This window comes from Granulicella sp. dw_53 (assembly GCF_018449545.1).
GTDB lineage: Bacteria > Acidobacteriota > Terriglobia > Terriglobales > Acidobacteriaceae > Edaphobacter.
Genome location: NZ_JAAVUR010000009.1, coordinates 43,138 through 65,929 on the forward strand (window position 1 = coordinate 43,138; position 22,792 = coordinate 65,929).

General features: G+C 61.3%; 22 protein-coding genes. 16 read left to right on the plus strand and 6 right to left on the minus strand.

The window, feature by feature from the left end; all coding sequences use genetic code 11:
• Window positions 1-51 precede the first annotated feature (51 nt).
• On the plus strand, window positions 52-1,989 hold the full coding sequence (gene der, locus HB393_RS15105) for a ribosome biogenesis GTPase Der (protein ID WP_213806023.1): 1,938 nt from the start codon (window positions 52-54) through the stop codon (window positions 1,987-1,989).
• Here der and trmFO read toward each other — a convergent pair.
• Window positions 1,958-3,355, minus strand: coding sequence for a methylenetetrahydrofolate--tRNA-(uracil(54)-C(5))-methyltransferase (FADH(2)-oxidizing) TrmFO (gene trmFO, locus HB393_RS15110; protein ID WP_213806024.1), 1,398 nt, complete (start codon window positions 3,353-3,355; stop codon window positions 1,958-1,960). The two genes, der and trmFO, sit on opposite strands and share 32 nt — an antisense overlap.
• An 839-nt stretch (window positions 3,356-4,194) precedes the next feature.
• Between trmFO and HB393_RS15115 the strand changes: the two genes are divergently transcribed.
• A complete protein-coding gene (locus HB393_RS15115) occupies window positions 4,195-5,403 on the plus strand; it encodes a redoxin domain-containing protein (protein ID WP_213806025.1) in 1,209 nt (402 codons plus the stop codon).
• 330 nt (window positions 5,404-5,733) lie between these two features.
• Window positions 5,734-6,549, plus strand: a complete 816-nt coding sequence (locus HB393_RS15120) for a GAF domain-containing protein (RefSeq protein WP_213806026.1) — start codon at window positions 5,734-5,736, stop codon at window positions 6,547-6,549.
• Here the strand turns inward: HB393_RS15120 and HB393_RS15125 are convergent.
• The 3 genes from HB393_RS15125 to HB393_RS15135 all read right to left on the minus strand — a co-directional run bounded on the left by HB393_RS15125 (window position 6,542) and on the right by HB393_RS15135 (window position 8,580).
• Window positions 6,542-7,135, minus strand: a complete 594-nt coding sequence (locus HB393_RS15125; RefSeq protein ID WP_213806027.1) for an RNA polymerase sigma factor — start codon at window positions 7,133-7,135, stop codon at window positions 6,542-6,544. The two genes, HB393_RS15120 and HB393_RS15125, sit on opposite strands and share 8 nt — an antisense overlap.
• A gap of 251 nt (window positions 7,136-7,386) precedes the next feature.
• A complete protein-coding gene (locus HB393_RS15130; RefSeq protein WP_213806028.1) occupies window positions 7,387-7,869 on the minus strand; it encodes a GNAT family N-acetyltransferase in 483 nt (160 codons plus the stop codon).
• 3 nt (window positions 7,870-7,872) lie between these two features.
• Complete coding sequence (locus tag HB393_RS15135) at window positions 7,873-8,580, minus strand: hypothetical protein (protein WP_213806029.1); 708 nt, start codon at window positions 8,578-8,580, stop codon at window positions 7,873-7,875.
• A 59-nt stretch (window positions 8,581-8,639) separates the two neighbouring features.
• Here HB393_RS15135 and HB393_RS15140 point away from each other — a divergent pair, with 59 nt between their 5' ends.
• The 11 genes from HB393_RS15140 to moaC all read left to right on the plus strand — a co-directional run bounded on the left by HB393_RS15140 (window position 8,640) and on the right by moaC (window position 18,245).
• Complete coding sequence (locus HB393_RS15140; protein WP_213806030.1) at window positions 8,640-9,977, plus strand: 3-deoxy-D-manno-octulosonic acid transferase; 1,338 nt, start codon at window positions 8,640-8,642, stop codon at window positions 9,975-9,977.
• The gene (lpxK, locus tag HB393_RS15145) at window positions 9,974-11,047 is read left to right on the plus strand and encodes a tetraacyldisaccharide 4'-kinase (RefSeq protein ID WP_213806031.1); all 1,074 of its coding nucleotides are present in this window, start codon (window positions 9,974-9,976) and stop codon (window positions 11,045-11,047) included. Before HB393_RS15140 ends, lpxK begins: the two co-directional genes overlap by 4 nt.
• 118 nt (window positions 11,048-11,165) lie before the next feature.
• Entirely contained in the window at window positions 11,166-12,290 is a 1,125-nt protein-coding gene (gene waaC / locus HB393_RS15150; protein ID WP_345945221.1) for a lipopolysaccharide heptosyltransferase I, read from the plus strand.
• A complete protein-coding gene (locus tag HB393_RS15155; RefSeq protein ID WP_213806033.1) occupies window positions 12,287-12,865 on the plus strand; it encodes an isoprenylcysteine carboxylmethyltransferase family protein in 579 nt (192 codons plus the stop codon). The genes waaC and HB393_RS15155 overlap by 4 nt, the downstream gene beginning before the upstream one ends.
• A gap of 82 nt (window positions 12,866-12,947) precedes the next feature.
• Window positions 12,948-13,772, plus strand: coding sequence for a DUF3108 domain-containing protein (locus tag HB393_RS15160; RefSeq protein ID WP_213806034.1), 825 nt, complete (start codon window positions 12,948-12,950; stop codon window positions 13,770-13,772).
• A 2-nt stretch (window positions 13,773-13,774) separates the two neighbouring features.
• The gene (locus HB393_RS15165; RefSeq protein WP_213806035.1) at window positions 13,775-14,029 is read left to right on the plus strand and encodes a DUF2007 domain-containing protein; all 255 of its coding nucleotides are present in this window, start codon (window positions 13,775-13,777) and stop codon (window positions 14,027-14,029) included.
• Window positions 14,026-14,712, plus strand: a complete 687-nt coding sequence (gene queC, locus HB393_RS15170; protein ID WP_213806036.1) for a 7-cyano-7-deazaguanine synthase QueC — start codon at window positions 14,026-14,028, stop codon at window positions 14,710-14,712. The genes HB393_RS15165 and queC overlap by 4 nt, the downstream gene beginning before the upstream one ends.
• Before the next feature lie 140 nt (window positions 14,713-14,852).
• Window positions 14,853-16,061 (plus strand): carboxypeptidase-like regulatory domain-containing protein, encoded by a 1,209-nt coding sequence (locus HB393_RS15175; RefSeq protein WP_255551178.1) that lies wholly within the window; start codon window positions 14,853-14,855, stop codon window positions 16,059-16,061.
• Window positions 16,062-16,132: 71 nt separating this feature from the next.
• The gene (gene glp, locus HB393_RS15180) at window positions 16,133-17,389 is read left to right on the plus strand and encodes a gephyrin-like molybdotransferase Glp (protein ID WP_213806037.1); all 1,257 of its coding nucleotides are present in this window, start codon (window positions 16,133-16,135) and stop codon (window positions 17,387-17,389) included.
• Between the two features lie 28 nt (window positions 17,390-17,417).
• On the plus strand, window positions 17,418-17,651 hold the full coding sequence (locus tag HB393_RS15185; RefSeq protein WP_213806038.1) for a hypothetical protein: 234 nt from the start codon (window positions 17,418-17,420) through the stop codon (window positions 17,649-17,651).
• Between the two features lie 126 nt (window positions 17,652-17,777).
• Window positions 17,778-18,245: a cyclic pyranopterin monophosphate synthase MoaC gene (gene moaC, locus HB393_RS15190; protein WP_255551205.1), complete on the plus strand. Its 468-nt coding sequence runs from the start codon at window positions 17,778-17,780 to the stop codon at window positions 18,243-18,245.
• A gap of 470 nt (window positions 18,246-18,715) precedes the next feature.
• Here moaC and HB393_RS15195 read toward each other — a convergent pair whose 3' ends face one another.
• Entirely contained in the window at window positions 18,716-20,104 is a 1,389-nt protein-coding gene (locus tag HB393_RS15195; protein ID WP_213806039.1) for an APC family permease, read from the minus strand.
• A 434-nt stretch (window positions 20,105-20,538) separates the two neighbouring features.
• On the opposite strand from HB393_RS15195, the gene HB393_RS25285 reads away from it, so the two are divergent.
• Together HB393_RS25285 and HB393_RS15205 are read left to right on the plus strand one after the other, a co-directional pair.
• A complete protein-coding gene (locus tag HB393_RS25285) occupies window positions 20,539-20,664 on the plus strand; it encodes a DUF6496 domain-containing protein (protein ID WP_255551206.1) in 126 nt (41 codons plus the stop codon).
• 74 nt (window positions 20,665-20,738) lie between these two features.
• Complete coding sequence (locus tag HB393_RS15205; RefSeq protein ID WP_345945225.1) at window positions 20,739-21,203, plus strand: nucleoside deaminase; 465 nt, start codon at window positions 20,739-20,741, stop codon at window positions 21,201-21,203.
• A 9-nt stretch (window positions 21,204-21,212) separates the two neighbouring features.
• On the opposite strand, the gene HB393_RS15210 is transcribed toward HB393_RS15205, so the two are convergent.
• A complete protein-coding gene (locus HB393_RS15210) occupies window positions 21,213-22,721 on the minus strand; it encodes a hypothetical protein (RefSeq protein WP_255551179.1) in 1,509 nt (502 codons plus the stop codon).
• Between the last annotated feature and the right edge of the window lie 71 nt (window positions 22,722-22,792).

Here is a 22,792-nt window from a genome sequence, read left to right on the forward strand (position 1 = left end):
AGAGACAGCCTTTCCGCAGGCTCAAGCAGCGGGAGAGAGTTAGGCACGAATATGGCGCAACGAGACGACAAGAAGAGATTAGGTAAAAAGCACCGGCAAGCGGCCACGCGGCCCAAAAAGGGACGAGCCCCGAAGAGCACGCCGACGACCGGCGCGGTAGACCCGCGCAAGCGGAAGATCCTCTCCACCAAGCGGGCAGAGGTCGATAAGGCAGCTCGGGTGACGAAGCAGTCCCCCGACCGCGAGAAGCGAAAGGCGATTCGCGGCGAGGGAGCCGTAAGTGGCACTCCGCGTAAGCTGGCGAAGCGCGCAGGCGCTCCCAAGACTCCGCCGGGGACGAAGCCTGCACCATCGCGTTCCGAGAGACCGGCGGATGGAATCGTCGGACGGCAGACGCCTCGTTCGTCCAACATGGATGGGCGCGAGGAGGATTGGCGCGATATCGAGCTGCTGGCATCGCAGATGGTCGTGGACACGCCGAGCATCGACCTGAGCAATCTGCCGCTGATCGCCGTCTGCGGGCGGCCCAACGTGGGCAAGAGCACGCTCTTCAACCGGCTGACGGGATCGCGGCGCTCCATCGTAGGCGATGAGCCTGGAATCACGCGGGACCGCATCTACGGTGAGATCGAGTGGATGGGACGCGATGCCCGCATCGTCGATACCGGCGGCGTGGTGCCGGACGACGAGGCGCTGATTCCGAGTGAGATCTTCCGGCAGGCGCAGGTTGCGCTGGAAGAGGCCGACTCCATCGTCATGGTGGTCGATGGACGAACGGAACTGGCCTCGCCGGACCTGGAGCTGGCACGGCTGCTGCTGCGCGGCGGAAAGCCTGTCTTCCTGGCCGTGAACAAGATGGACGCGGAGTCGATGAACTCCGCGGCGGAGAACTTCCGCCGCCTGGGTTTCCGTAACGTACTGCCGATCTCGGCCGAGCACGGAGTCGGCATCGGGGATCTGCTGGATGAGGTCTTCGAGTCGCTGCCGGAGCCGAAGGAGCCCGAGGAAGAGCCCGAAGCGGTGATGCTATCGACTGGCGATGAGATGGAAGAGGACGAGGATGGACCGGACTTCTCGCCCACGCTGGTTTCGGCGACTCCGCCAACTGGGCCGATTCGGCGGCTGCGCTCGCATGGTGAGTACGACCAGAAGGAGACCAAGGTCGCGATCATCGGACGTCCGAACGTCGGTAAGAGCACCTTGCTGAATGCACTAACGGGCAAGGAACGAGCCATCGTCTCGCCTATCGCCGGAACGACCCGCGACGCGGTCGATGAGGTTGTAGAGCGCGGAGGTCACAGCTTCCGGTTCGTCGATACAGCGGGAATCCGACGCAAGGGCAAGACCAAGCTCATGGCGGAGAAGCTCTCCGTGATCATGGCTCGGAAGCATCTTGAGGCTGCCGATGTCTCGTTGCTGATCATCGACGCGGGCGAAGGGATCGCTGCTCTGGATGCGAACATCGGTGGATATGCGCATGAGAGCGGACGCTCGGTGATCATCATCGTCAACAAGTGGGACCTGATGACGAAGGTTGGAGCGGATGGAATGCGGCTCTTCGACGGCAAACCGCCAGCGGACCAGAAGAGCTATGAGCAGGAGGTTCGGGACAAGCTCAAGTATCTGGAATATGCTCCGCTGCTGTTCATCTCGGCTGCCGATGGCAAGAATATCGAGTCGGTCTTCAAGAAGGTCGAGCTGGTCTCACGCGAGCGCAGGAAGCGCGTGACCACAGGACAGATGAACAAGTTCCTGGAGAAGGTCGACTTCCAGAAGGCCAGTGTTCCAATGAACAAGCGCGTGCGGATCTACTATATGACACAAGCTGCTGTTGCTCCTCCGACGTTTGTGCTCTTTACCGATAAGGATGTGAAGATGCATTTCTCGTTCGAGAGATTTTTGGGGAACCAGATTCGGGAGCACTTCGGGTTTATTGGAAGTCCCATCTGGTTCAAGATCAAGGCGCGGAATAAGAAGAAACAGGAGTAGCTTCGACTGCACTCTGCTCCAGCCATGCGTCCCACGCCGCGAGGGCGCGCTCGCACTGGAGCTTGTGACGCTCCTTCTTGTCGCGGATCTTTTTGCGAAGCTCCTCTTCAAGCGGTGGCAGCAGGTCGAAGGTGATGTTTGCCGGAGTGAACTTCTTGGTCTCGGCGTGGGTGATGTAGTGGGTCAGCGAGCCGTTGGCGGTGAGGCGGGGGGCGGGAGTTGGAGTGATCCCCTGGGCCAGTTGCGCGGCGTAGCGGCCTGCTAACAGGCCCGAGGCGATGGACTCGGTGTAGCCTTCGACGCCGGAGAGCTGGCCTGCGATCAGAACGTTGGGGTGAGCCTTGAGCTGCAGCGTCTCGGTGAGCAGCGAGGGCGCGTGGATGTAGGTGTTGCGGTGGATCTGGCCATAGCGGAGGAAGGTCGCCTTCTCCAGCCCGGGGATGAGGCGCAGCACGCGGGCCTGTTCGCCGTACTTGAGGTGGTTCTGGAAGCCGACGAGGTTGTAGGAGTCGGCGCGGAGGTTCTCCTGGCGAAGCTGGACGACGGCGTAGGGCCAGCGTCCGGTCTTGGGATCGGTCAGGCCGACGGGCTTCATGGGGCCGAAGCGGAGAGTGTCGCGGCCACGGCGGGCGGTCTCCTCGATGGGCAGGCAGCCCTCGAAGTATTGGAGCTTGTTGGCGGTGCCGTCGACGGGAAACTTCTCCCAGTCCTTGGACTCGACGTTCTCGGCGGTGGTCAGGGCGTCGAGGAAGGTCTCGTACTCCTCCTTGGTGAAGGGGCAGTTGATGTAGTCGGCTGAGCCTTTGTCGTAGCGGGCGGCGAAGTAGACCTTCTCCATGTCGATGGTGCTGGCGTCGACGATGGGCGAGATGGAGTCGTAGAAGGCCAGGTGATCGGCTCCGGTGAGGCGCTGAAGCTCTTTGGTCAGCGCGCTGCTGGTGAGCGGGCCGGAGGCGAGGATGGTCAGGGTATCGGGGTCTTCCTCGTCGAGCGTGATGACCTCTTCGCGGTGGACCTGGATGCGGGGTTCCGCGGCGATGCGGGCGGCTACGCGGGCGGAGAAGAGCTCGCGGTCGACGGCCAGGGCATGTCCGGCGGGAACGGCGGTGGCGTCGGCGTCGGCGAGCAGGAAGGAGTTGGCGCGGCGCATCTCCTGCTTGAGTAGCCAGGGAGCGGAGTTCTCGGACTCCGACTTGAGGGAGTTAGAGCAGACCAGTTCGGCGAAGTCGGCGGTCTGGTGGGCCTCGGTGGAGCGATGCGGACGCATCTCGTAGAGGTCGACTTCGCAGCCAGCCGCTGCGGCTTGTAAGGCCGCTTCGGGGCCGGCGAGGCCGCCTCCAATTACCTTGATCTTCTTTACCGCCATGCGACCCCCTCCCCCCTTTTTAGGGCAAAATCTTCGAATGAAAAGACTTTGCGTTGGACTTCTCCAGGCCATCGCCGTTACTTGAACGACCTTTCGCAAGTCATTCCATGCACGATACTTACGCGACACATCGCGCAGCAGACCGAACCTGAATTTGGTCTTGCCCCCTGTTTCTATTGTAACGGGTGCGTCAAGTACCTCGAGGGGAGCCATCCCTTTCACAGACCAGGGAGTTCCTGGATAGGATCAGCTATTTGCCTGGCTGTGCGGAGGAGCGGCAGTGGGGGCAGTGGGCGCGGTGTTCCGCATACCGGGCAAACTTGAAGTCCATTGCAATGCAGAGGCTGATGAGATCAGAACGGCTTCCCGTGTCATTGAGACAGCTCTCGAGGAATTCATGCGCGAGCGCAATGCTCTGATCGCAGGCAGGGATAGGGTCTTCTTTCGAGAGAACCAACGGAACGCTACGATCGATAGCCATCGTCCGAAGTGTAAGCCTTTATCTGTTACTTCGTGATTATTCAAGTTGTCAGGGAATGCGTGATTGCCAGTATTCTTGTCAGCCACCGACGGAGATGGTGCAAGTTGACGCTTTATTTGGGATAGTCAAGGCCTGAGACACGCATCGGCGAATCTCTCATCCACTGAAGGTCGTTCCTGGCGAAAGCCCATAGATAGGGGAAAAATCCCCATGTCGAAGATATTTGACGACGATCTATAATGAATGCTACATAGGTAGCTGCAGGAGACCTTCCTGCAGCGGAGATCCTGTGCGTTGTGGCTTCTCTGTTCCTGATTCTGATGCTATGCGGTTATGGAATTCATTTGGAGGAGGAGAGATGCAGCGAATATTTGAGCGCATACACGTTCGCGTGGCCTTGCGAGGCATCCTGACCACTCTTGTTGCGGCCTTGCTAGGAACGGCGTCGCTTTGGGCGTATCCGAAAAAGGGCGCCCCTGCTCCTCCTTTGGATACTCTGAAGCTGCTGCAAGCCCCCTTGGGAGCGAAAGCGGACTGGGCGAGCCTGAAGGGTAAGGTTGTGGTGCTGGAGTTCTGGGCCACCTGGTGTTCTCCTTGCGTGGCGAGCCTTCCGCATCTCAATCAGCTTGTGGAGTCGCTCGATCCGGCGAAGTTCCAGTTCCTCTCCATCGATGATGAGGACCTGAAGGCTGTACAAACCTTTTTAACCAAGAAGAAGATGTCGGGTTGGGCTGGCGTCGATGCTTCAGGCGGCGTCTTCACTCTGTATGGAGTCGAAGCAAGGCCGACGACCATCATCGTGGATCGAAACGGGAAGATTGCCGCGATCACGGATATTGAGTCGGTGAACGCCGACGATCTGCGGGCAGTGGCAGCAGGAAAAGACGTAGCCTTCAAACCGATGCTGGAGATCACCGAGACGAGCGCTCCCTCCCGCACGGACGCCGAGAACCCTTTGTTTGCCGTGTCTGTCAGCAAGGCTTTGCCCGATGCGAAGACGTCCATCGCCAAACATCCGCCAACCGGAACAGACTTGCTTGGAATGGACGCCGATAGCCTTATCACAGACGTACTCGACGTATTTGAGAGTCACTATGTGCTCAAAGACCCGCTGCCAGCAGGGCGCTACGATGTCCGCGTGAACTCTACTGGCGTGCCGCAGACCCTGAACGATGCGGTGGTCCGGCAGGCCGTCCTTGCCGCCTTGCATCTGCAGATCCAGCCGAAGACCCTGACGAGGCCAGCGTATATTCTCCGGGCCACCGATGCGAGTAAGAGGCTACTTAGTCCGTCGGCTTCGACCCATGGGGTGAAGCGAGGCTACTGGCACGGCAACTTTATTCTTATGAACGGAACGATGGACGATCTTGCCTATGTGTTGGCGACTGGGCTGGAGAACCCCGTACTGAACGAGACAGGCATCGACGGCGCCTATGATGCGAGGTTCAAAGTTGCCGGAGGAGACGTCGACAGCCTGAATGCCGTCCTCAAAGAGACCCTGGGGCTGGAGCTTGTTCCGGGCAACCAGGAGATGGCGATTACAGTGCTCGAAGTGAGCAAGCAATAGACGAGCAGGCCCGTCGCCATCCATGGCAGGAGGCGGACGGGATTCGCTGGAGACTTCTGGGCGATGAGCGGTACGAGCGTGTCGTCTGAAGACCGACCGCATAGTCTTGCGCACTCGCTCCAAACCCAACAAGGCGACCATTTAGGTCATTGGGTTTGTAGATTTCTCTTTGAGGAGACCCCTTCCACTGCGCGCCGTCCCATATAAAGATCTACCCGGTATTCCCGTTGCTCTAAAATGTTTGGAGAAGGAATCGCTGCGCATGCATTCACACGGTCGATCTTCCCGAGGCGAAGAGACCTGATCGGCACGCGCGATAGAAAGGTTGAGATGAGCACGGTCGTTTCGACTTTGACAGATACCGGTCTGGAAGTGATCAATCTCCGCAGTGACCCTGCGTTTGCGGAGAGGCAGTTGCACGTCCGCGATGTTGCAACGCAGCTCGAAGGGATGCAGCGGCTGGCGCGTGCCTTTGTCGAACGTCCCGAGACCGTCTTGCAAGAGCTGGTGAACGCTGCCGTCGCCCTGTGTGGTGCGGACAGCGCAGGCATCAGCATGGAGCAGGAGCAGAAGACTGACGAGCACTTCTACCAGTGGGTCGCGACGGCGGGCCAGTACTCGGGCTTTTTGAATGCGACGCTTCCGCGCTATCCGAGCGCGTGCGGCGTATGCCTGGAGCGCGGACAGCCGCAGCTCTTTCGGGTGTCGCAACGCTTCTTCGAGTTGATGGGTACGGAGGCTCCGACCGTAACGGACGGCATCCTGATCCCCTGGCAGGTGGAGGAGATGCGCGGCACGATCTGGATTATGGCGCATGGGAGGACGGAGGCGTTCGATGGGAACGACCTTCGCATGATAGAGGTGCTCGCCGACTTTGCAGCGATGGGCGTACGACAGCTAGGCCAACAGAAGCTGCTGATGCGGCAGGCCACGGCTGCAGCCGCAGCCGCGATGGCCAACGAGCTGGCACATAGCATCAACAATCCCCTGCAGAGCTTGACCAACGTGGTGTATCTCGCAGCCGAAGGCGGGAGCGGCGGTGACGCGCAGGCACTGGCCAAGGAGCTCTCCGGCGATCTTCAGCGGCTGTCTGTGCTGGTGAGCAAGTTGTTGGCCCTGCCGGCAGCGGCGTTACAGCCTAAGTAGACCGCTGTTCCGTCGCAGCCAAAGGAAACGCGCAGGTGCAATCGATGCAACCATGCGTGGCACACACACCGCAGCAACGCAGGAGCTGTTTGCGCAGGGCGGCGCGTGCCCGGTGAGCGCGGACGGCGGCGTTGCCGGGCGTAATTGCCTGCGAGTGGGCATAGTTGGAGAGCGTGACTTCGCCGAGATCGACCTCGCGTAGAAGAGACGCGTAAGCAGGGGTGAGCATATCGAGAGCATGCGCGATGCATTGACAGGCCGTGTCGTGCAGGAGCGGGTCGGGGTGAACTTCGGTCTCCAGCTCCTGAACCCAGCGCTCGAGGGCGGCTCCCTCGGAGGCGCGGCGGCGGTAGTGGTCGATGATGGCGTTGCGGAGGATGCGGTAGAACCACGCGACTGCGGAGTCGTTCTCACGCAACTGCCCGGCGGAGTCGAGGATACGCAGGAAGGCGCTCTGAAGGATGTCCTCCGCGGTGGCACGGTCGTTGACGCGCCGCTGGACGAAGCCGAGGAACTGCTGGCGGAGGTCGAGCAGCGAGTTGAGGACGATTTCAGACATGGGTTCAGGGGAGGCGGGCAGGAGCATCGCCTCTGCCCTCACTCCTTCGCTTGTTGGATGAGCTGGAGTGCGGTTTAGTCGCTGACCGGGAGGTTGCACTCCGGGCAGACACAGATCGGGCCACACTCGCAGGATGGTCCACAGGGGCAGATGCTCTTTTTCGTCGTTTGCATGTTCTTCTCCTTGAACGCCATGAGGTGCGTTCCATAGCGCTGACGCAGGAGCAGAGGGAACATTACACCTGCCGTTATTTTTTTGTGAAAAAGCTTAGGAGACCGTTATCCCGCCTGCTGAGCCAGGGTTTGGAGGGCTTCGCCGGAGAGACGCATGATGCGCCACTCGGTCTGGGTGGCGGCGCCGATGGACTCGTAGACGGCGATCGCAGAGGCGTTCCAGGCTAGGACGTCCCACTCCAGCCGGGGGCAGCCCTCCTCTACCGCGATGCGGGCGAGATGGGCCAGAAGGGCTTTGCCGATTCCCTGCCCTCGTTTGGCGGGGGTGACGTAGAGGTCCTCCAGCCGGATGCCGTGGTGTCCCAGCCATGTGGAGTAGCTGGTGAAGTAAAGCGCGAAGCCTGCGGGGGCGTCTTCGTGGTCGGCGATAACGCACTGGAAGCGCGGCGTGGGTCCAAAGCCATCGCGCAGGAGATCGGCTTCCGTGGCGACGACGGCGTCAGGCTCGCGCTCGTAGAGGGCGAGTTCGCGGATGAAGGTGAGGATCTGGGGGACGTCGTGCGGCGTGGCAGGGCGGATAGTCAGCATGGGTTAGCGGTTGGTGTCGATCGTCTTCGGCCGGCCAGAGAGCCACTTGTCGAGCGGAATGGTAAAGGCGAAGAGCTGGTGCTTGTCGGCGGCGTTGGCAGTCGGAGCGGTGTAGATCATCTTGATGTAGATCTGCGCGTCCTTGAGGGCGGGATCTTCGAGCGCCTTGATGTCGTAGAAGAGGTATCCAGCCAGTGTGCTGTGGGGTTGGACGACGGTGGTCTTGAAGCCGAAGTCGGCGTCGTCCTGGGTGACCTTCTTGTCGATGGGTGGGTGGTGGATCTTGATAGGCGTAAGCGGAATCTTGGTGCCCTGCGCGCTCTTGAAGGTGAACATGCGGCGGTTGATCTCTTCGAGGTCGGCGGCGGGGATCTTGTCGTTGTTGGCGGAGATGAACTGGAAGCGCGCGTCGTCGAGCGTGAGCGACTGGTCGCTGTCGTTGGTGATGATGATGCGGATGGGGATGAGGGAGTGAGCGACGTAGGGCAGGCGGAAGAAGTCGCACTGCTTCTGGTCGTCGCAGGGCTCGGCCGCGATGGTGACGTGCTCGTTGGGGTGGGCATCGAAGGCCGCGTACTCCGGCGCTGGCTTGGCGGGAGGGGCTTTTTTGTCGGCGGCCTGAGCGGTGGGAACGGAGGCTAGAGCGAGCGCGGCGAGTACGAGCAGGCGCGCAGAGTCGGGAAGCGTGGGGGTCCTACGATACGCGTTCATGCAGGGTTGATTATCATCCTCGATATGACGATGGTAAACCGCAGGAAGGTAGCAGGTTGATGGCGGTGTACAGCCTGCTGCTATTTCTGACACTGGTAGTAGGCGCTCCGTACTGGCTGGTGCGGATGATGACCAGCGGAAGATACCGCGCCGGGCTCGCGGAGCGGCTGGGGCGCACTCCGGAGCGGGTGACGGTAGCGGGGAGCCAAGCTGCGGAGCAGGGGCGCGGGCTGGTTTGGGTGCATGCGGTGAGTGTGGGCGAGGTTCTGGCGGCGACTGCGTTGGTGAAGGCGCTGCAGCAAGCCGGACTGGCGGTGGCGGTATCGACGACCACACAGGCGGGGCAGGCTCTGGCGCGGAAGCGCTTTCCGGAGTGCGCGGTTTTCTACATGCCGCTGGACTTTGCGGTGCTGGTGAGGCGGTATCTGCGGGCGCTGAGGCCGAAGCTCGTGGTAACGATGGAGAGCGAGCTCTGGCCGAACATGATTCGGGAGTGCAAGCGCGCCGGGATTCCGCTGGCGGTCGTGAATGCGCGGGTGAGCGATCGGTCCTTTCCTCGCTATATGCGTCTGCGGCGGGTTTGGGGACCGCGTCTGCGGGAGGTGACGGTGTTCCTGGCGCAGAGCGAGGAGACTGCGGCGAGGCTGCTCCGGATGGGCGTCGCGGCGGAGCGGGTGCGTGTGACGGGAAACCTGAAGTACGACGTGCGGGCTCCGCAGGAGAACCGTATGGCAGACGCGATCCGGAAGATGGCCGCAGGACGTCCGGTGCTGGTGGCGGGCAGTACGCTTGGCCGCACGAAGGACGATGCGCTCAGTGAGGATGAGATCGTCCTTCAGGCATGGCAGGGAGCGCCGCGGCAGGAACTCGACGTGATGCTGGTGCTCGCCCCGCGCCATACGGACCGGTTTGCGGAGGTTGAGAGTGTGTTGGGAAAGTTTTGCTATAGGAAGGCGAGTAATCTGACGGGTAATATCCCGTCGAACCGTATTGCCGATACAGAGAGCATCCCACCTGCTTCCTTGGTCGAGATCGTCTTGCTGGATACCATCGGAGATCTGGCGGCGGTCTATGGAGTGGCCGACGTGGCGTTCGTGGGCGGCAGTCTGGTAGCCAAGGGAGGCCATAATCCTCTGGAGCCCGCGCAGTTTGGAGTTCCGGTGGTGATGGGGGAGTCGTATGCGAACTTCCGCGAGATCGTCGGGGCGATGCAGGAGGCTGAGGCGATACGGATTGTGGAGCGAAGCGGCTTGGCTGATGTCTTGATGGAGCTGCTGTGCGACCGCGAGGGCGCTGCGGCGATGGGAGGACGTGGACGAGTGGTATTCGAGGCACAGGCGGGGGCTACGGAACGGACGGTCGATGTGCTGCTGGATCTGGTCGGAGCGAAGCGGTGAACGCCGCCAGGAAGAGGGCGAGGAGGCCGTGGCTGTGGCCGCTGGTCCCGGTCTATGGGGCGGTGACGAGGCTACGCCGCGAGCTTTCTGGCTGGGGACTGACGCGCCGGCACTGGCTGGAGGCTCCGGTGATCAGCATTGGAAGCTGTTCCGCCGGAGGCGCTGGCAAGACTCCAGTGGTGTTGCTGCTGGCGCAGAGCCTTGCGCGGCGGGGCTACGAGGTGCGAGTTCTGACGCGCGGGTATGGGCGGCTGTCGAACGGAGTGGAGAGAGTGAACCCCGAGGGCGATGCCGCCTGGTACGGCGACGAGCCGATGCTGCTGGCGCGGCGGTCCGGGGCTCCCGTCTTCGTGGGCGCGAACCGGTACGAGGCGGGGCTGCTGGCGGAGAACGACGTCGACGAGAACCGGATCGCGGTGCATCTGTTGGACGACGGCTTCCAGCACTGGCGGTTGGGACGCGACATCGATGTGGTGCTGCTGACCCGGGAGGACATGGAGGACACGCTGTTACCGGCGGGGAACCTCCGTGAGTCGCTGGCCGCGCTGCGGGATGCGGATGTGATCGTGCTGCGTGAGGAGGAGCTGGCTTCGACCGAAGGCTTGGTTGAGAGCCTGAGACGAGGAGAACGGGCTCCGCTGGTATGGGTGGTGCGGCGGGGGCTCACGCTTCTGCAGGACGGGGGTACGAGAGACACAGCCGCAAGAAAGGTCGAGCGTCCCGTAGCGTTCTGCGGAATTGCCCGCCCCGAAGGTTTCGCAGCGATGTTGGCCGCATGCGGGGTGGTCGCGGCAACGAGTGTGGTCTTCGCGGACCATCATCCCTACGCCGATGCGGATATGTCCCGGCTGATCGAGGCCGCGACAGAGAGTGGAGCGGACGGCTTCGTTACGACGGAGAAGGATGCCGTGAAGTTGACCGATGCGATGCGCGCTCGTCTCGAGACGATAGGACTTGTGATCACCGCGAGGCTGGAGTTGGAGCTGCTCGACGAGCGAGCGGCCATGGACAGGATGATCGCCAGGGTGAGGGCGATGGAGCGGCGGCGAGGACGGAAGGTCTGGCGCTGAAACTTAATTAACCTGGCGATAAAGAAAAATAGCTTGGCAATAAAGGGGGATAACCCAGCCGCAAAGGTGGGTCCTCTGGCGTGAGAAGATTGTTACTTGGTCGATGGAGCGTATTTTGGTGGCGGTAAATGAACAAACCTTCCGTGTGTTGATTGTGCGTACGGGGGCGATGGGCGATGTGTTGCATGCGATGCCGGCGGTGGCGGCGTTGCGCAAGTTGCATCCTGAGTGGGAGATCGCCTGGGCGATCGAACCGCAGTGGAGCGAGCTGCTGGAGGTAGCCGGAGAGTCGACCGGGAGCTTTCGCAGCCCGAAGATGCCGTTGGTGGATCGATGGCACGGAGTTCGCACGCGGGAGTGGAAGCGGCGTCCTGTCTCGGGAGCGACGTTCGCGGATGTGATGTCGCTGCGGCGGAATCTGCGGGCGGGACGGTTCGACCTGTGCGTGGACATGCAGGGGCTGATCCGTTCGGCGGTGGTAGGGCGTATGGCGGGAGCGGGACAGTTTGTGGGACGTGAGGAGCCGCGGGAGCGTCTGGCGCGGATGTTCTACGAGCAGCGGGTCCCAGTTACGGCAGCCCATGTGGTCGAGCAGGGGTGCGAGTTGCTGGGCAGCGCCGTCGGCGAGGCGCTGCGGCCCACATCGGTAGCGCTGCCGGTCGACGACGCCGCAGAGACTTGGTGCGATGAGTTGCTGTCTCGGGCAGCCCCCGATGGGCGCTTCGTAGTGATCGCCCCGACGGCTGGATGGGGCGCAAAGGAGTGGCCGGTGGAGCGCTACGGCGCTCTGGCTGCCGCCTTGGGACGTGCCGGATATGCCGTCCTGGTCAACGCCTCCGCCCCGGAGAACGCCACCGTAGATGCTCTCGTAAGATCGAGTAAGGGCTCCGCCGTAGCGATTCCCTCCTCCATTGGTCAGATGATCGCTTTGATGCGCCGCGCAAGTCTTGTGATTGCAGGAGATACGGGACCGCTGCACCTGGCTGCGGTGGTCGAGCGGCCCGTTGTGGCGATCTTCGGCCCCACCGATCCGGCGCGAACCGGACCCTATGGGGTTGGGACGATGATTCCGGGACGGGTCCTGCGCGATCCCTCTAGCGTCACCGACCACACCCGGCGCACGCCTCCCGACCAGGGACTGCTGAAGATCGAGGTGGATGAGGTGCTCGATGCCTGTCTCGCGGTGCTCAAGCAGGATCTGGGAGAGACTGGATGGGTTGGCAAGGATGAGGTGCAGCGTTGAGTGAACGAACGCGGTGGCAGAAGATCGCCCGTAGGATCCGTGTGCCGCTGGGATTTGTCTTCGCGGCGGTGTTTTTATGGCTCGCCCGGCCCACCTGGCAGACGATGCTGGCCAGTCTGCTGTTGGTAGCTCCGGGAGTCTGGCTGCGAGGCTACGCGGCTGGCTATGTACGGAAGAATACAGAGCTAACCCGGACCGGACCCTACGCGCACACCCGAAATCCTCTCTACATGGGAAGCATGCTGATCGCCTTTGGATTTGCCGGCGCGGCAGGAAGCTGGGTGATCCTGATCACCCTGGCCGCCCTCTTCGCGGCGATCTATTGGCCGACCATCCGGGGCGAGGAAACCTATCTCCGTGAGCAATTTGCGGGATTTGACGCCTACGCGAGGGCCGTCCCCCGGCTCTTCCCACGCTGGTCCCCGGCGGCCACGGATGACGTCGCCGGAGCCTTCTCGTCCAAACTCTATCTGCACCACCGGGAGTACAACGCCGGGGTTGGGGCAGCCGCAATCTACGCCGCCTTGGCGATCAAGCTGGTCCTCCAGCAGCGTGGCATCATTCCCACCGTTTAGCCGAAGTCGGGTCAAGGGATTAGGATGAGAGGGCTGGAGTTGTCACGACTTCTAAAAACCAGATCGACGCGAGTGATGCCCTTTGCTGAAGCGTAAGACTGTAATTTTGGCCGCTGCCCTGGCAGTTTCGCTGGCCGCCCACGGTACAAGATCGATATCCGCCCAAATCCTCGGACTGGGCGCGAAGAATCCGGCCCCGCCGGTAGAGATCCCAACGCTCCAGCCCCCCATGCCGGGATACGTCTTCCCCCAGAAACAGACCCTAAACTTCACGGTCGATTGGCGCGTCTTCACCGCAGGTACGGCGGTCTTCCACCTGGAGCAGGTAGGCCCCGTCCAGAAGATCACCGCGACGGCCGACTCCGTGGGGACCATCACGATGCTCTTCCCGGTGGTCGACACCTTCCAGTCCTCCTTCGACACCAGGACCGGCTGCTCCATCGGATTCAGCAAGCAACTACAAGAGGGGCGGCGCAAAGTGACCGGCGACCTCAGCTTCGACTACCCCGCCGGCAAACAGAATCAGACTGAAAAGAACCTCGTCAAAGGCACACAGAAGACCCTCCAGGCCTCCATCCCTGCCTGCGTGACGGACTCCCTCTCGGCGATCTTCTACGCAGCCTCGCAGCCGATGGTCCTCGGACAGCCGATCCGTTTCCCCCTCGCCGATGCCATGCGCACGGTGACCGTCACCATGAAGGTCGAAGCCAAAGAAGAGATCAAGACCCCCGCCGGCACCTTCCAGACCATCCGCGTCCAGCCCACCGCGGATGAAGGTATCGTAAAAAATCGCGGCAACATCTGGATCTGGTACACCGACGACGCCCGCCACATGCCGGTGCAGATCCGTGCACGGCTCTTCTTCGGAACCATCACCTTCCACCTGCAATCGTACGAGGCCAAGTAAAGATGCTGTTCTCCTTTGAAGGAGACGCAGAGCCGACGCCGCCCGAGGGCCTGGTGACGGTGGGGCGCTTTCAGGATCCCGTAGAAGCCCAGATGGCGCGGGGAATGCTCGAAGCAGCCGGAGTGGAGACGTTCATGGTGGGGGAGAATGTAAATCAGCTTATGCCCTCGACCTTCCGCGTTCGTCTACAGGTGCGGTTGGAGGACGAGGACGGCGCACTGGAGCTCCTATTTTCCTCGAACGGAGGACCACGATGAAATCGAAGCCGAAGGCCGTAGTCTGCCTCTCCGGTGGCATGGACTCCTGCGTCTGCACGGCGCTGGCGGCGCGGGACTACGAGGTCTACGCCATTCACTTCAGCTACGGCCAGCGAACCGAGGCCCGCGAGCTCAAGTCCGCCCAGGGGATCGCGCGCGAGGTCGGCGTACGCGAGCTGATGGCATTGAAGATGGACCTCTTCCGGCGCATCGGCGGCTCCGCCCTGACCGACGCCTCTATCGCCGTTCCCGACGCCCCAGCCGAGGAGGCCGCCATCGGGAACGAGGTCCCGGTCACCTATGTTCCCTTCCGAAACGCGCACTTCCTCTCCGCGGCGGTAAGCTGGGCGGAGGTCCTCGGGGCGAAGACAGTGGTCATTGGAGCGGTGGAACAGGACAGCTCCGGCTACCCCGACTGCCGGCCAGCGTACTATGAAGCATTCAACGAACTGGTCAAGCAAGGCACCAAAGATGGCGATATTCGAATCGAGACCCCGCTGATCGCGATGCGGAAGAGCGAAATCGTCCGGCTGGGAGTTGAATTGGGTGCACCGTTCCATGTAAGTTGGTCATGCTATTCCGGTGAAACGGAGGCCTGCGGAGTGTGCGAGAGCTGCGTCCTTCGATTGCGCGCATTCCGTGAGGCTGGAGCAGTCGATCCGATACCGTATGCGGTTCGGTAAGGTGGGTTCGGCATCCTAGGATTTTAGTTGGAGCCAGATTTTGAGACGTAGCCGTCCGGCACAGATTTCGGACGGAGCTTGCAGCGAATGCTATCGTCGCCGAACCACAGGGCGCGAAGGAAGAAAGAGAGAGACTAGCGATGAGACATTTTGAGCAGACGATGAAGCAAGGCAAAAAGGGTGGCATGCTGGCAGCGGTGCTCCTGGCTGGGATTGCGATGCTTTCTCCGAACCGTGTAATGGCGCAGCCCGCGCCGGCCAGCGTCCACGGTCACGTAGTGAACGCGGCAGGACAACCGGTCGCCAAGGGCGAGGTTAGGCTCACCACCGATCGCAGCTCCGATGCCAAGACCCGGAAGTACGCCTACACCTTCCCCCTGGACGCAAGCGGTAACTTCGCCGGCAAGGGCATCACCCCCGGCGACTACGTCGCAATTGTCTTCCAGGACGACAAGAGCCTCGACTTCATCGAGAACCTCGTACTGGCGGCAGGCGACGACAAGACCGCCAACTTCGACATGACCCGCAAGGAGTACCTCGACAAGATGACTCCCGAGGAGAAGAAGGCCCTCGAAGAGTTCAAGAAGCAGAACGCCGAAGCCGTCGCGGCCAACTCCAAGATCGCCAACCTGAACACTCTTCTGCTCCAGGCGCGAACCGACAACAAGGCGGGTAACTACGCCGCGTCGATCGCCGCCATGCAGCAAGCCACCACCGCCAAGCCCGACGAAGCCATCCTCTGGATCACCTTGGGCGACGCGCAGCTTGGCTCAGCCGATCAGGACGCCAAGGCAGCCAAGGCCGCTGGCAAGTCTCCCAGCGACCCTACAATCGTGGCGAAGTACACCGATGCGGCGACCTCCTATAAAAAGGGCGTCGATCTGAACGCAGCCTCCAAGAAGCCCAGCCCCGATACCGCGGCCACCGCCTACAACCAGATGGGAACCGCCTACGGCAAGATCGGCGATATCAAAAACTCGTCCGATGCCTACGACAACGCCGCCAAGGCCCAGCCCGCACAGGCTGGCATGTATCTCTTCAACGAGGCAGCGACCTTCTACAACGCAGGCAAGATGGACGACGCCGCAACCGCGGCGGACAAGGCGATCGCAGCCGATCCGAAGCGCGCCGATGCGTACTACATCAAGGGACAGGCGCTGATCCCCAAGGCGACCGTCGACCCGAAGACACAGAAGATCGTGGCTCCTCCGGGTTGCGTCGAAGCGTATCAGACCTACCTTGAGCTGGCTCCGGAGGGTTCGCACGCAGAGGACGTCAAGGGCATCCTGACGGGCATCGGCGAGCAGATCAAGTCCACCTACAAGGCCGCACCTGCAAAGAAGAAGTAACAACAAATGAGGAAAAAGGCCCCGGGCTGGCATGCTCGGGGCCTTTTCCTTTGGGAGACGGAGGTTCAAAGATGGGGCAGGCTCCGACGACAGTGATGGACTTCGACACAGCGCTCGCAACGGTGCTGGAGCACGCCAGCCATGTGAAACTGCCTGCCGTGGAACGGGTCACGCTCGAGTCCAGCCGGGGACGCGTCCTCGCCGAGGAGGTTCGCGCCGACCGCGAACAGCCGCCCTTCGACCGCTCCACCCGCGACGGCTTTGCAGTCCGCGCCGCGGATATGACAGGCCAAGCACCCCTGCGGATCGTCGGGCAGGTTCGAGCCGGCGAGCAGTGGCGCGGCGGCCCCATGGAATCCGGCTGCGCGATCGAGATCATGACCGGAGCCCCCGTCCCCGCAGGCGCGGACGCCGTAGTCATGGTGGAGCACGTAGAGCGGGCAAATGACGCTATCCAGCGAATCTCCGGACGCACCCTGCGCGCAGGTGAGAACATAGTGCCTCACGGCGCGGAGGCTCATGCAGGAGACTTGGTCCTCTCCCCCGGAACCCCGATGCACGCGGCGGAGATCGCTCTCGCAGCTTCCTGCGGCTACGCGGAGCTGGCGGTCTTCGCCCGTCCCATGGTCTCGGTGGTGGCGACCGGAGACGAGCTGGTCGAGGTCAGCGAGCTCCCCGAGCCCTGGCAGATTCGCAACTCCAACGGCTACGCCCTCAGGGCGCTGGTCGAAGAGGCCGGAGGATTCGGTGGCCGTCTAAAAGTGGCGCGGGATCTCCGCGAGGAGGTCTGGGAGCGTGTGGCGCAAGGCCGCATGTGGAATCTGATGGTCTTCTCCGGCGGAGTCTCGATGGGCGAGTACGACCTGGTCGAAGAGGTCCTGGAAGACTTCGGCGCGGAGTTCTTCTTCACCGGAGTGAAGATGCAGCCCGGCAGACCCGTTGTCTTCGGCAGACTTCCCGAGCGCCTGACCGGCAACGGCGCAGGCCCGGAGTGCTACTTCTTCGGACTCCCCGGCAACCCCGTCTCCACGCAGGTGACCTTCCACTGCTTCGTCGAGCCGCTGCTTCGCGCAATGTGCGGAGCAGGCGTATCCGGGCCGCGCTTCGTGCAGGCGACCCTCGCGGAGGACGTCGCGGGAAGGCCGGAGCTGACGCGTGTGCTCCCTGCCCTGCTCCGCTACGACCGCCTACGGCCCGAGGTAAAGATCGTCGGATGGCAGGGTTCAGGCGACCTCGGAGCAAACGCCCGCGCAAACTGCTATGCCGTCCTTCCTCCGGACCGCGAGCGGTTTGCAGGAGGAGATATTATTACGGTGCTGTTGCGGTAATCATCGGCGGAACGTGCGAGGGCTATCGATGGACAACCCCCAAAAGAAGGTATGGCTTGGGATATTAGGTGGCAGCATCTTCACGATAGGAGCAGGATTGACCCTGCTCTGGACTCTGTTACTCCTCTTGAAGATTCACCCCGTGTTTGTTTTGGTTAATATTCACTGGTTGGCGGTTGTCTTGCCTCTGCCCTTTGCGTTGACGCTCGTGACGATAGGTGCCATCATCACGCGGGATGCACTGCGGCAACAGGTGCGATAGGCTTGGGGCATGGAAAGAGATGATCCAGAGAGCGTGTACTCCTCCGAGCTGATACGGGACGATGCGCCCGAGACACTCGGCGAGTTCGAGCGGCGGTCTCACTTCGCGCCCGAGCTGCTCCCAGTCCTGCCAGTGGAGCGCCTCTCGCACTACGACGAGGCTGGCGAAGCCCACATGGTCGACGTAAGCGACAAGCCCGCAACCCACCGGGAAGCCGTCGCGGCAGCCTTCGTAGAGCTATCCCACGCAGTGCTCCTCGCCCTTCCGCAGAACCCGAAAGGCAATCCGCTGGAGGTCGCCCGCTTCGCCGGAATCCAGGCAGCCAAGAAGACCTCAGACCTGATTCCGATGTGCCACCCGCTGGCGCTCAGCTTCGTCGACGTGCAGGCGACGGTGGTGGAAGGCGGCATCGCCATTGAAGCAACGGCAGCCACCGTGGCAGGAACCGGGGTCGAGATGGAAGCCATGGTAGCCGCCTCCGTAGCCGCCCTCACCGTCTACGACATGACCAAGGCCCTCGACAAAGGAATCCGCATCCGCGAGGTGGTCCTGCTGCGAAAGAGCGGCGGCAAGAGCGGCGAGTACCGGCGCTAGAACTCAAGAACCAGGATTTGTTCGTTCCTCACGCCGTACACATAGTGTTCTTGTCTTGCGCCGTCATTCTGAGCGAAGCGAAGAACCCCTGTATTGGTTTTTGCCTTTGTTTTGTCTGCTCTTAGCTTGCAACCGAACCAAATCTTCCCAAAACACCAGCAAAAACGCATGTCAAGCCCCAAAACCACTTAACTCATTGAAAACGAAGCAAATAAAAGTGGCACTCTAGTTTTGGTCCATCCCATAAAATAGAACTAGAAGTAAAAAACATAGGCCCGGCCACCCGCCGGGCCTTCGCTTTTTAACCAGAAACCAACAAAAAGGAGAACAAAACTACCGTAACTCAAGCCGGCTCACGTATTTGGACACAAGCGATTTGGAATCAACAATTTGGAGCGACTGAGTCCCCGCTACTGAAGCAGTGCCAACACTTACACCCAAATACCCCCCGGGGGGGTAGGACGACATACTCAGGCAAGAGCTGCACGCCGGGTGGAGAAGACAAACCAGGCCGTGCCGCAGGAAAGGTAGGCGAGGTAGAAGTAAGGCAGCCAGTTGTAGGGACTGGGAGGCACCGGGTACAGCGTGCCCGCCAGAGCCAGCAGCATGGCCAGGGTAGCGACGATGGAGAGCAGCAGGGTCCCGCCAGGAAGGTGGTGATCACGCCGAAGGAAGACAGGCAGCGCGACCGCGGCGAGACCATAAGCCGTGAGGAAGCCATAGACGGCGAGCGAGCCGAGCCATCCATAGATCTCGGTTCCAGGAACGCCACGCGCGGCAAGCCCTGCAACCGGCAGCAGCGTAAGCAGGCCAACGGCGACGACGGCGAGGCCAGGAGTAGCGTTCGTCGCGTGCGTCGTGCCTAGAAGTTTGTGCGTAAGGCCGTTCTGCGCCATGCGTAGCAGAACGCGGGCAGCAGCAGTCGTACAGGCCAGCGTGCAGGCGAACATGCTGACCATCGCCCCGAAGTCGATCAGCGGACCGAGGAACGGAACTCCCGCAAGAGTCGAGAGGACACGCAGCGGCGCGTTGCTCTCGCCGAGGTTCTGATGCGCCGCATCCATGCCGAGGGTCTCAAGGTAAGCACAGAGGATGAAGAAGAGACCGGCGAAGAGCGCGCTCTGAATCACCGCCCGGGGAATGGTGCGCAGCGGATTGACCGCCTCGGCGCCAAGGGTGGTCGCACTCTCGAAGCCGGCGAAGCTGAAGATCGCAAGCACCACGGCAAGGCGAACGCCCGACGAGCTGACACCTTGCAGATGCAACTGCGCGTGATCGATGTGAAGCCCGTTCTTCCAAAGCAACAGCGCGAGCACGACGGAGATGAAGAGGATCGACGTAGCTTCGATCCAGAGCATCACGCGTGCAGACACTTGGACGTCGCGGTAGGCGATGGCCGTCGCGCCTCCAACGCACAGGAGAGCGAGCAGCACAGAAGAAACGGATCTGCCCAGGAGAGAAAGAGCGAAGACGTTTCCGTAATTGATGAACCCTCCGGCGACCGAAGCTCCCGTCGCGATGTACGCCAGCAGCAAGGCCCATCCTGTGACGACGCCAAAGACCGGCGGCAGCCCCGTAGCAACGTAGGTGTAGAGAGATCCGGAGCAAGCGGAGTAACGTGCGAAGCGGCTGAGGGTAAGAGCCATCAGCAGCATGGCCGCAGAGGCCAGCAGATACGCGAGCCACGTTCCATTCCCCGCGAGAGCGAAGACCAGCGGGATGGTCATCGTCGGAGAGCATGTAGGAGCGATGGTGGAGATCGATTGCGCCAGCGTCTCCATGGGACTGAGCGCATCGGAGCGCAGGCCGGAAGGGGTGAGGACCAAAGCTTCGGCGACTGCGGCGAGAGCAGGCTCCATCGAGTGAGTCTCCTGAAGTAACAGGGTGGAGAGGCTGGTGCTGCAGCTCTGAAGCAACGCGGGTCAGAGAGTGCAGAAGTTTAGGTTGCGATACAGGTGAAGTTGGTTTGAGCATAGCCGAAGTTTGAGACACGTAAGCACTCTGAGTCGCAAAAGATTATTGTGCGATTTGGAGCAACCTATGCAACGCTTCAATCCCCGGTTGAACTCCTATAGATGGAGGCAAAACCATGGCAACCAAGAAGAGTGCAGCAAAGAAGTCGGCAAGCAAGAAAGCTCCAGCGAAGAAAGCGGTAAAGAAGACCGCAAAAAAGGCAGTAAAAAAAGCAGTAAAGAAAGCAACAAAGAAGGCCACGAAGAAAGCAGCCAAGAAGAGCAGCGGACGAAGGTACAGCCCCGCGGCAGGCAAGAGCGTCGAGCGCGAGATGAAGGCCATGAAGAAAGGCCAGTTGAAGAGCGGTCGAAGCGGCAGGAAGGTTACCAACCCGAAGCAGGCCATCGCCATCGGACTCTCCGAAGCGCGCAAGGCAGGCAAAAAGGTTCCACGACCGAAGAAGTAAACGCAGTTCCCACTCACTCGTCGCAGGTTCGATATGCTGGTTGAGCGTCTTCACGCCAACGAATTGGAGAGCCTGTGACAAGTGAATCTGAATTGCAGCGCTATGCTGCCATGCTGCAGGTCGCGCTCGAAGAGGCTCGAACCGGACGCGCCGAGGGAGGAATTCCCATCGGTGCGGCGATGTTCGACGCCGAGGGAAAGCTCCTAGCCTCAGGCCGCAATCGCAGAGTGCAGCAGAGCGACCCATCCGTGCACGGAGAGACAGACGCATTCCGCCGCGCAGGCCGCCAACGCCACTACAAAGGCATCACCATGGTGACTACGCTCGCGCCCTGCTGGTACTGCAGCGGCTTGGTGCGCCAGTTTGGAATCCGAACGGTAGTCGTGGGAGAGAGCCGCACCTTCGCCGGCGGAATCGAGTGGCTGCGCGATTTGGGAGTGAAGGTGATTAACTTAGATTCTGTCGAATGCAGAGTGTTGTTGGAGGGATATATCGCAGAACACCCGGAGATCTGGAACGAAGATATCTGCGAAGAATAGTCCCGAAGATCAACTTCTTCGCGCACGCATCCGCAAGAGGATCACCACAACGATCGCCAGAACAACCCCGAGGACTTCGAGCCACAGGACAAGCACGAAGTTCCTCCCGCGCACACGCCTCAGATGCCCACTGTGCCACGCAGTCTGAACGGCCTGAAGATCGTTGGCCAAACCCGGAACCGAGATGGAAGCCAACTGCGCCTCCGAGACCGGCAACGAGCCGAAGATCCGCTCCGGCTGCGGCAACCGCCCGCTGCGGTCCTTCGGAATCGCAGTGATTAAACCATTCACCTCAGCATCCCGAGCGTCGTCGAACAACGCAACATCCGCAGTGTTCGGAAACAACGTCGACTTGCCCGTCATCTTCTGCTCGATGGCTGCAACGCTGTCCTGACAGACTCCCAGAGCGTAATAGCCTCCAAAGGGAAGAGTCGGTCGAGCGAGATGCTGATGCACATAAGCAACCATCATCTTGCCCGCGAGCCGCGTAACCTCAACGGCCTCCGCGCCGCGATACTCATGCGCATGTCGTCCCATCACCCAGGATTGATCGAGCGTATCCATGGTGCGGAACTCGGCCTTTCCGTCGATGCCGAAGTACCAGCTCACATCCGCATTGATCTTCGGTCCGCGCACCTTCCACTCATACTCCGCGTGACTCACAGGTACCAGCAGTGGACGACGCGTTCCGGGAACAAGGATCTGCGAGTTCACCCAGAACGGCATCATCACGTCCTGTCCCTTGTAGTGAAAGTGACCGAAGTTGGCGAAGTACCGCGCATCCGAGACCACCACCGAATGCCCACTCGACGCGAGCGCTGCTTCCAGCTGCTCCGGTGTGCGAGCCTCCTTGCCAACGATCGTAACCACCGCAGGAGCAGATCCTTCGACTCCATTCAGGCTCAAGCGGTTCAGCAGATCCGCCAAACGCTGGCTCTCCGCATGCAATGGAGCTAATTCCGGGTTTGGTCCGTCCCCACGCACGACACCAGCACCGAGCTCACTCACCAGCCCTTCGGTGGTAAATCCAGGTAACGCCGAAGGGTCATCCAAACTCACGGTCTCAGCCTTGCTCAGCGCATATGTTCCCAGATCGACGAAGTCCTTCATCTGCTCCACATCCGCCGCACTCGCCGGAGCGCCGGGATGTCGAGCCGCGAGCTCCTTGACCTTCTCATCCTTCGCCACCACATGCCCAACGACGCGCACCGTGGGATTGATCTGGCGCATCGTCCAACCGGGAAAGCGATCCAGTCCCTGCCAATCCTTGCCAACGATGAGCTTCCGCAGTTGGTCCACCAAGGCCGGAGTCAGCAGCGCAGGACCCCGCTTCTCGCCCTGGTTCAACTGCGCCAACATCGCCTCCGTAAATCCGGGGCGGTCCGATAGCTCCCGCATCATCTGCGCGAGAATCACCGTATTGGGAGGCAGCGGACCTTCCGGCACGACAAAGGGCTCGCCAGAGCGCGTACAACCCGCGGCTCCAAGCACAACCAAAAGGAAAGCTGTACGTCCCATCCCTGCTTGAAGCAAACCTGGCCTGTGCATCCGCCTATTAGACTCCAAGTCGCAGCTCCTATTGGTTATGT

Coding starts and splice junctions, on each gene's coding strand:
- der (WP_213806023.1), top strand. CDS start 52: ATGGCGCAACGAGACGACAAGAAGAGATTAGGTAAAAAGCACCGGCAA.
- trmFO (WP_213806024.1), bottom strand. CDS start 3,355: ATGGCGGTAAAGAAGATCAAGGTAATTGGAGGCGGCCTCGCCGGCCCC.
- HB393_RS15115 (WP_213806025.1), top strand. CDS start 4,195: ATGCAGCGAATATTTGAGCGCATACACGTTCGCGTGGCCTTGCGAGGC.
- HB393_RS15120 (WP_213806026.1), top strand. CDS start 5,734: ATGAGCACGGTCGTTTCGACTTTGACAGATACCGGTCTGGAAGTGATC.
- HB393_RS15125 (WP_213806027.1), bottom strand. CDS start 7,135: ATGCTCCTGCCCGCCTCCCCTGAACCCATGTCTGAAATCGTCCTCAAC.
- HB393_RS15130 (WP_213806028.1), bottom strand. CDS start 7,869: ATGCTGACTATCCGCCCTGCCACGCCGCACGACGTCCCCCAGATCCTC.
- HB393_RS15135 (WP_213806029.1), bottom strand. CDS start 8,580: ATGAACGCGTATCGTAGGACCCCCACGCTTCCCGACTCTGCGCGCCTG.
- HB393_RS15140 (WP_213806030.1), top strand. CDS start 8,640: ATGGCGGTGTACAGCCTGCTGCTATTTCTGACACTGGTAGTAGGCGCT.
- HB393_RS15165 (WP_213806035.1), top strand. CDS start 13,775: ATGCTGTTCTCCTTTGAAGGAGACGCAGAGCCGACGCCGCCCGAGGGC.
- queC (WP_213806036.1), top strand. CDS start 14,026: ATGAAATCGAAGCCGAAGGCCGTAGTCTGCCTCTCCGGTGGCATGGAC.
- HB393_RS15175 (WP_255551178.1), top strand. CDS start 14,853: ATGAGACATTTTGAGCAGACGATGAAGCAAGGCAAAAAGGGTGGCATG.
- glp (WP_213806037.1), top strand. CDS start 16,133: ATGGGGCAGGCTCCGACGACAGTGATGGACTTCGACACAGCGCTCGCA.
- HB393_RS15185 (WP_213806038.1), top strand. CDS start 17,418: ATGGACAACCCCCAAAAGAAGGTATGGCTTGGGATATTAGGTGGCAGC.
- HB393_RS15195 (WP_213806039.1), bottom strand. CDS start 20,104: ATGGAGCCTGCTCTCGCCGCAGTCGCCGAAGCTTTGGTCCTCACCCCT.
- HB393_RS25285 (WP_255551206.1), top strand. CDS start 20,539: ATGAAGAAAGGCCAGTTGAAGAGCGGTCGAAGCGGCAGGAAGGTTACC.
- HB393_RS15210 (WP_255551179.1), bottom strand. CDS start 22,721: ATGGGACGTACAGCTTTCCTTTTGGTTGTGCTTGGAGCCGCGGGTTGT.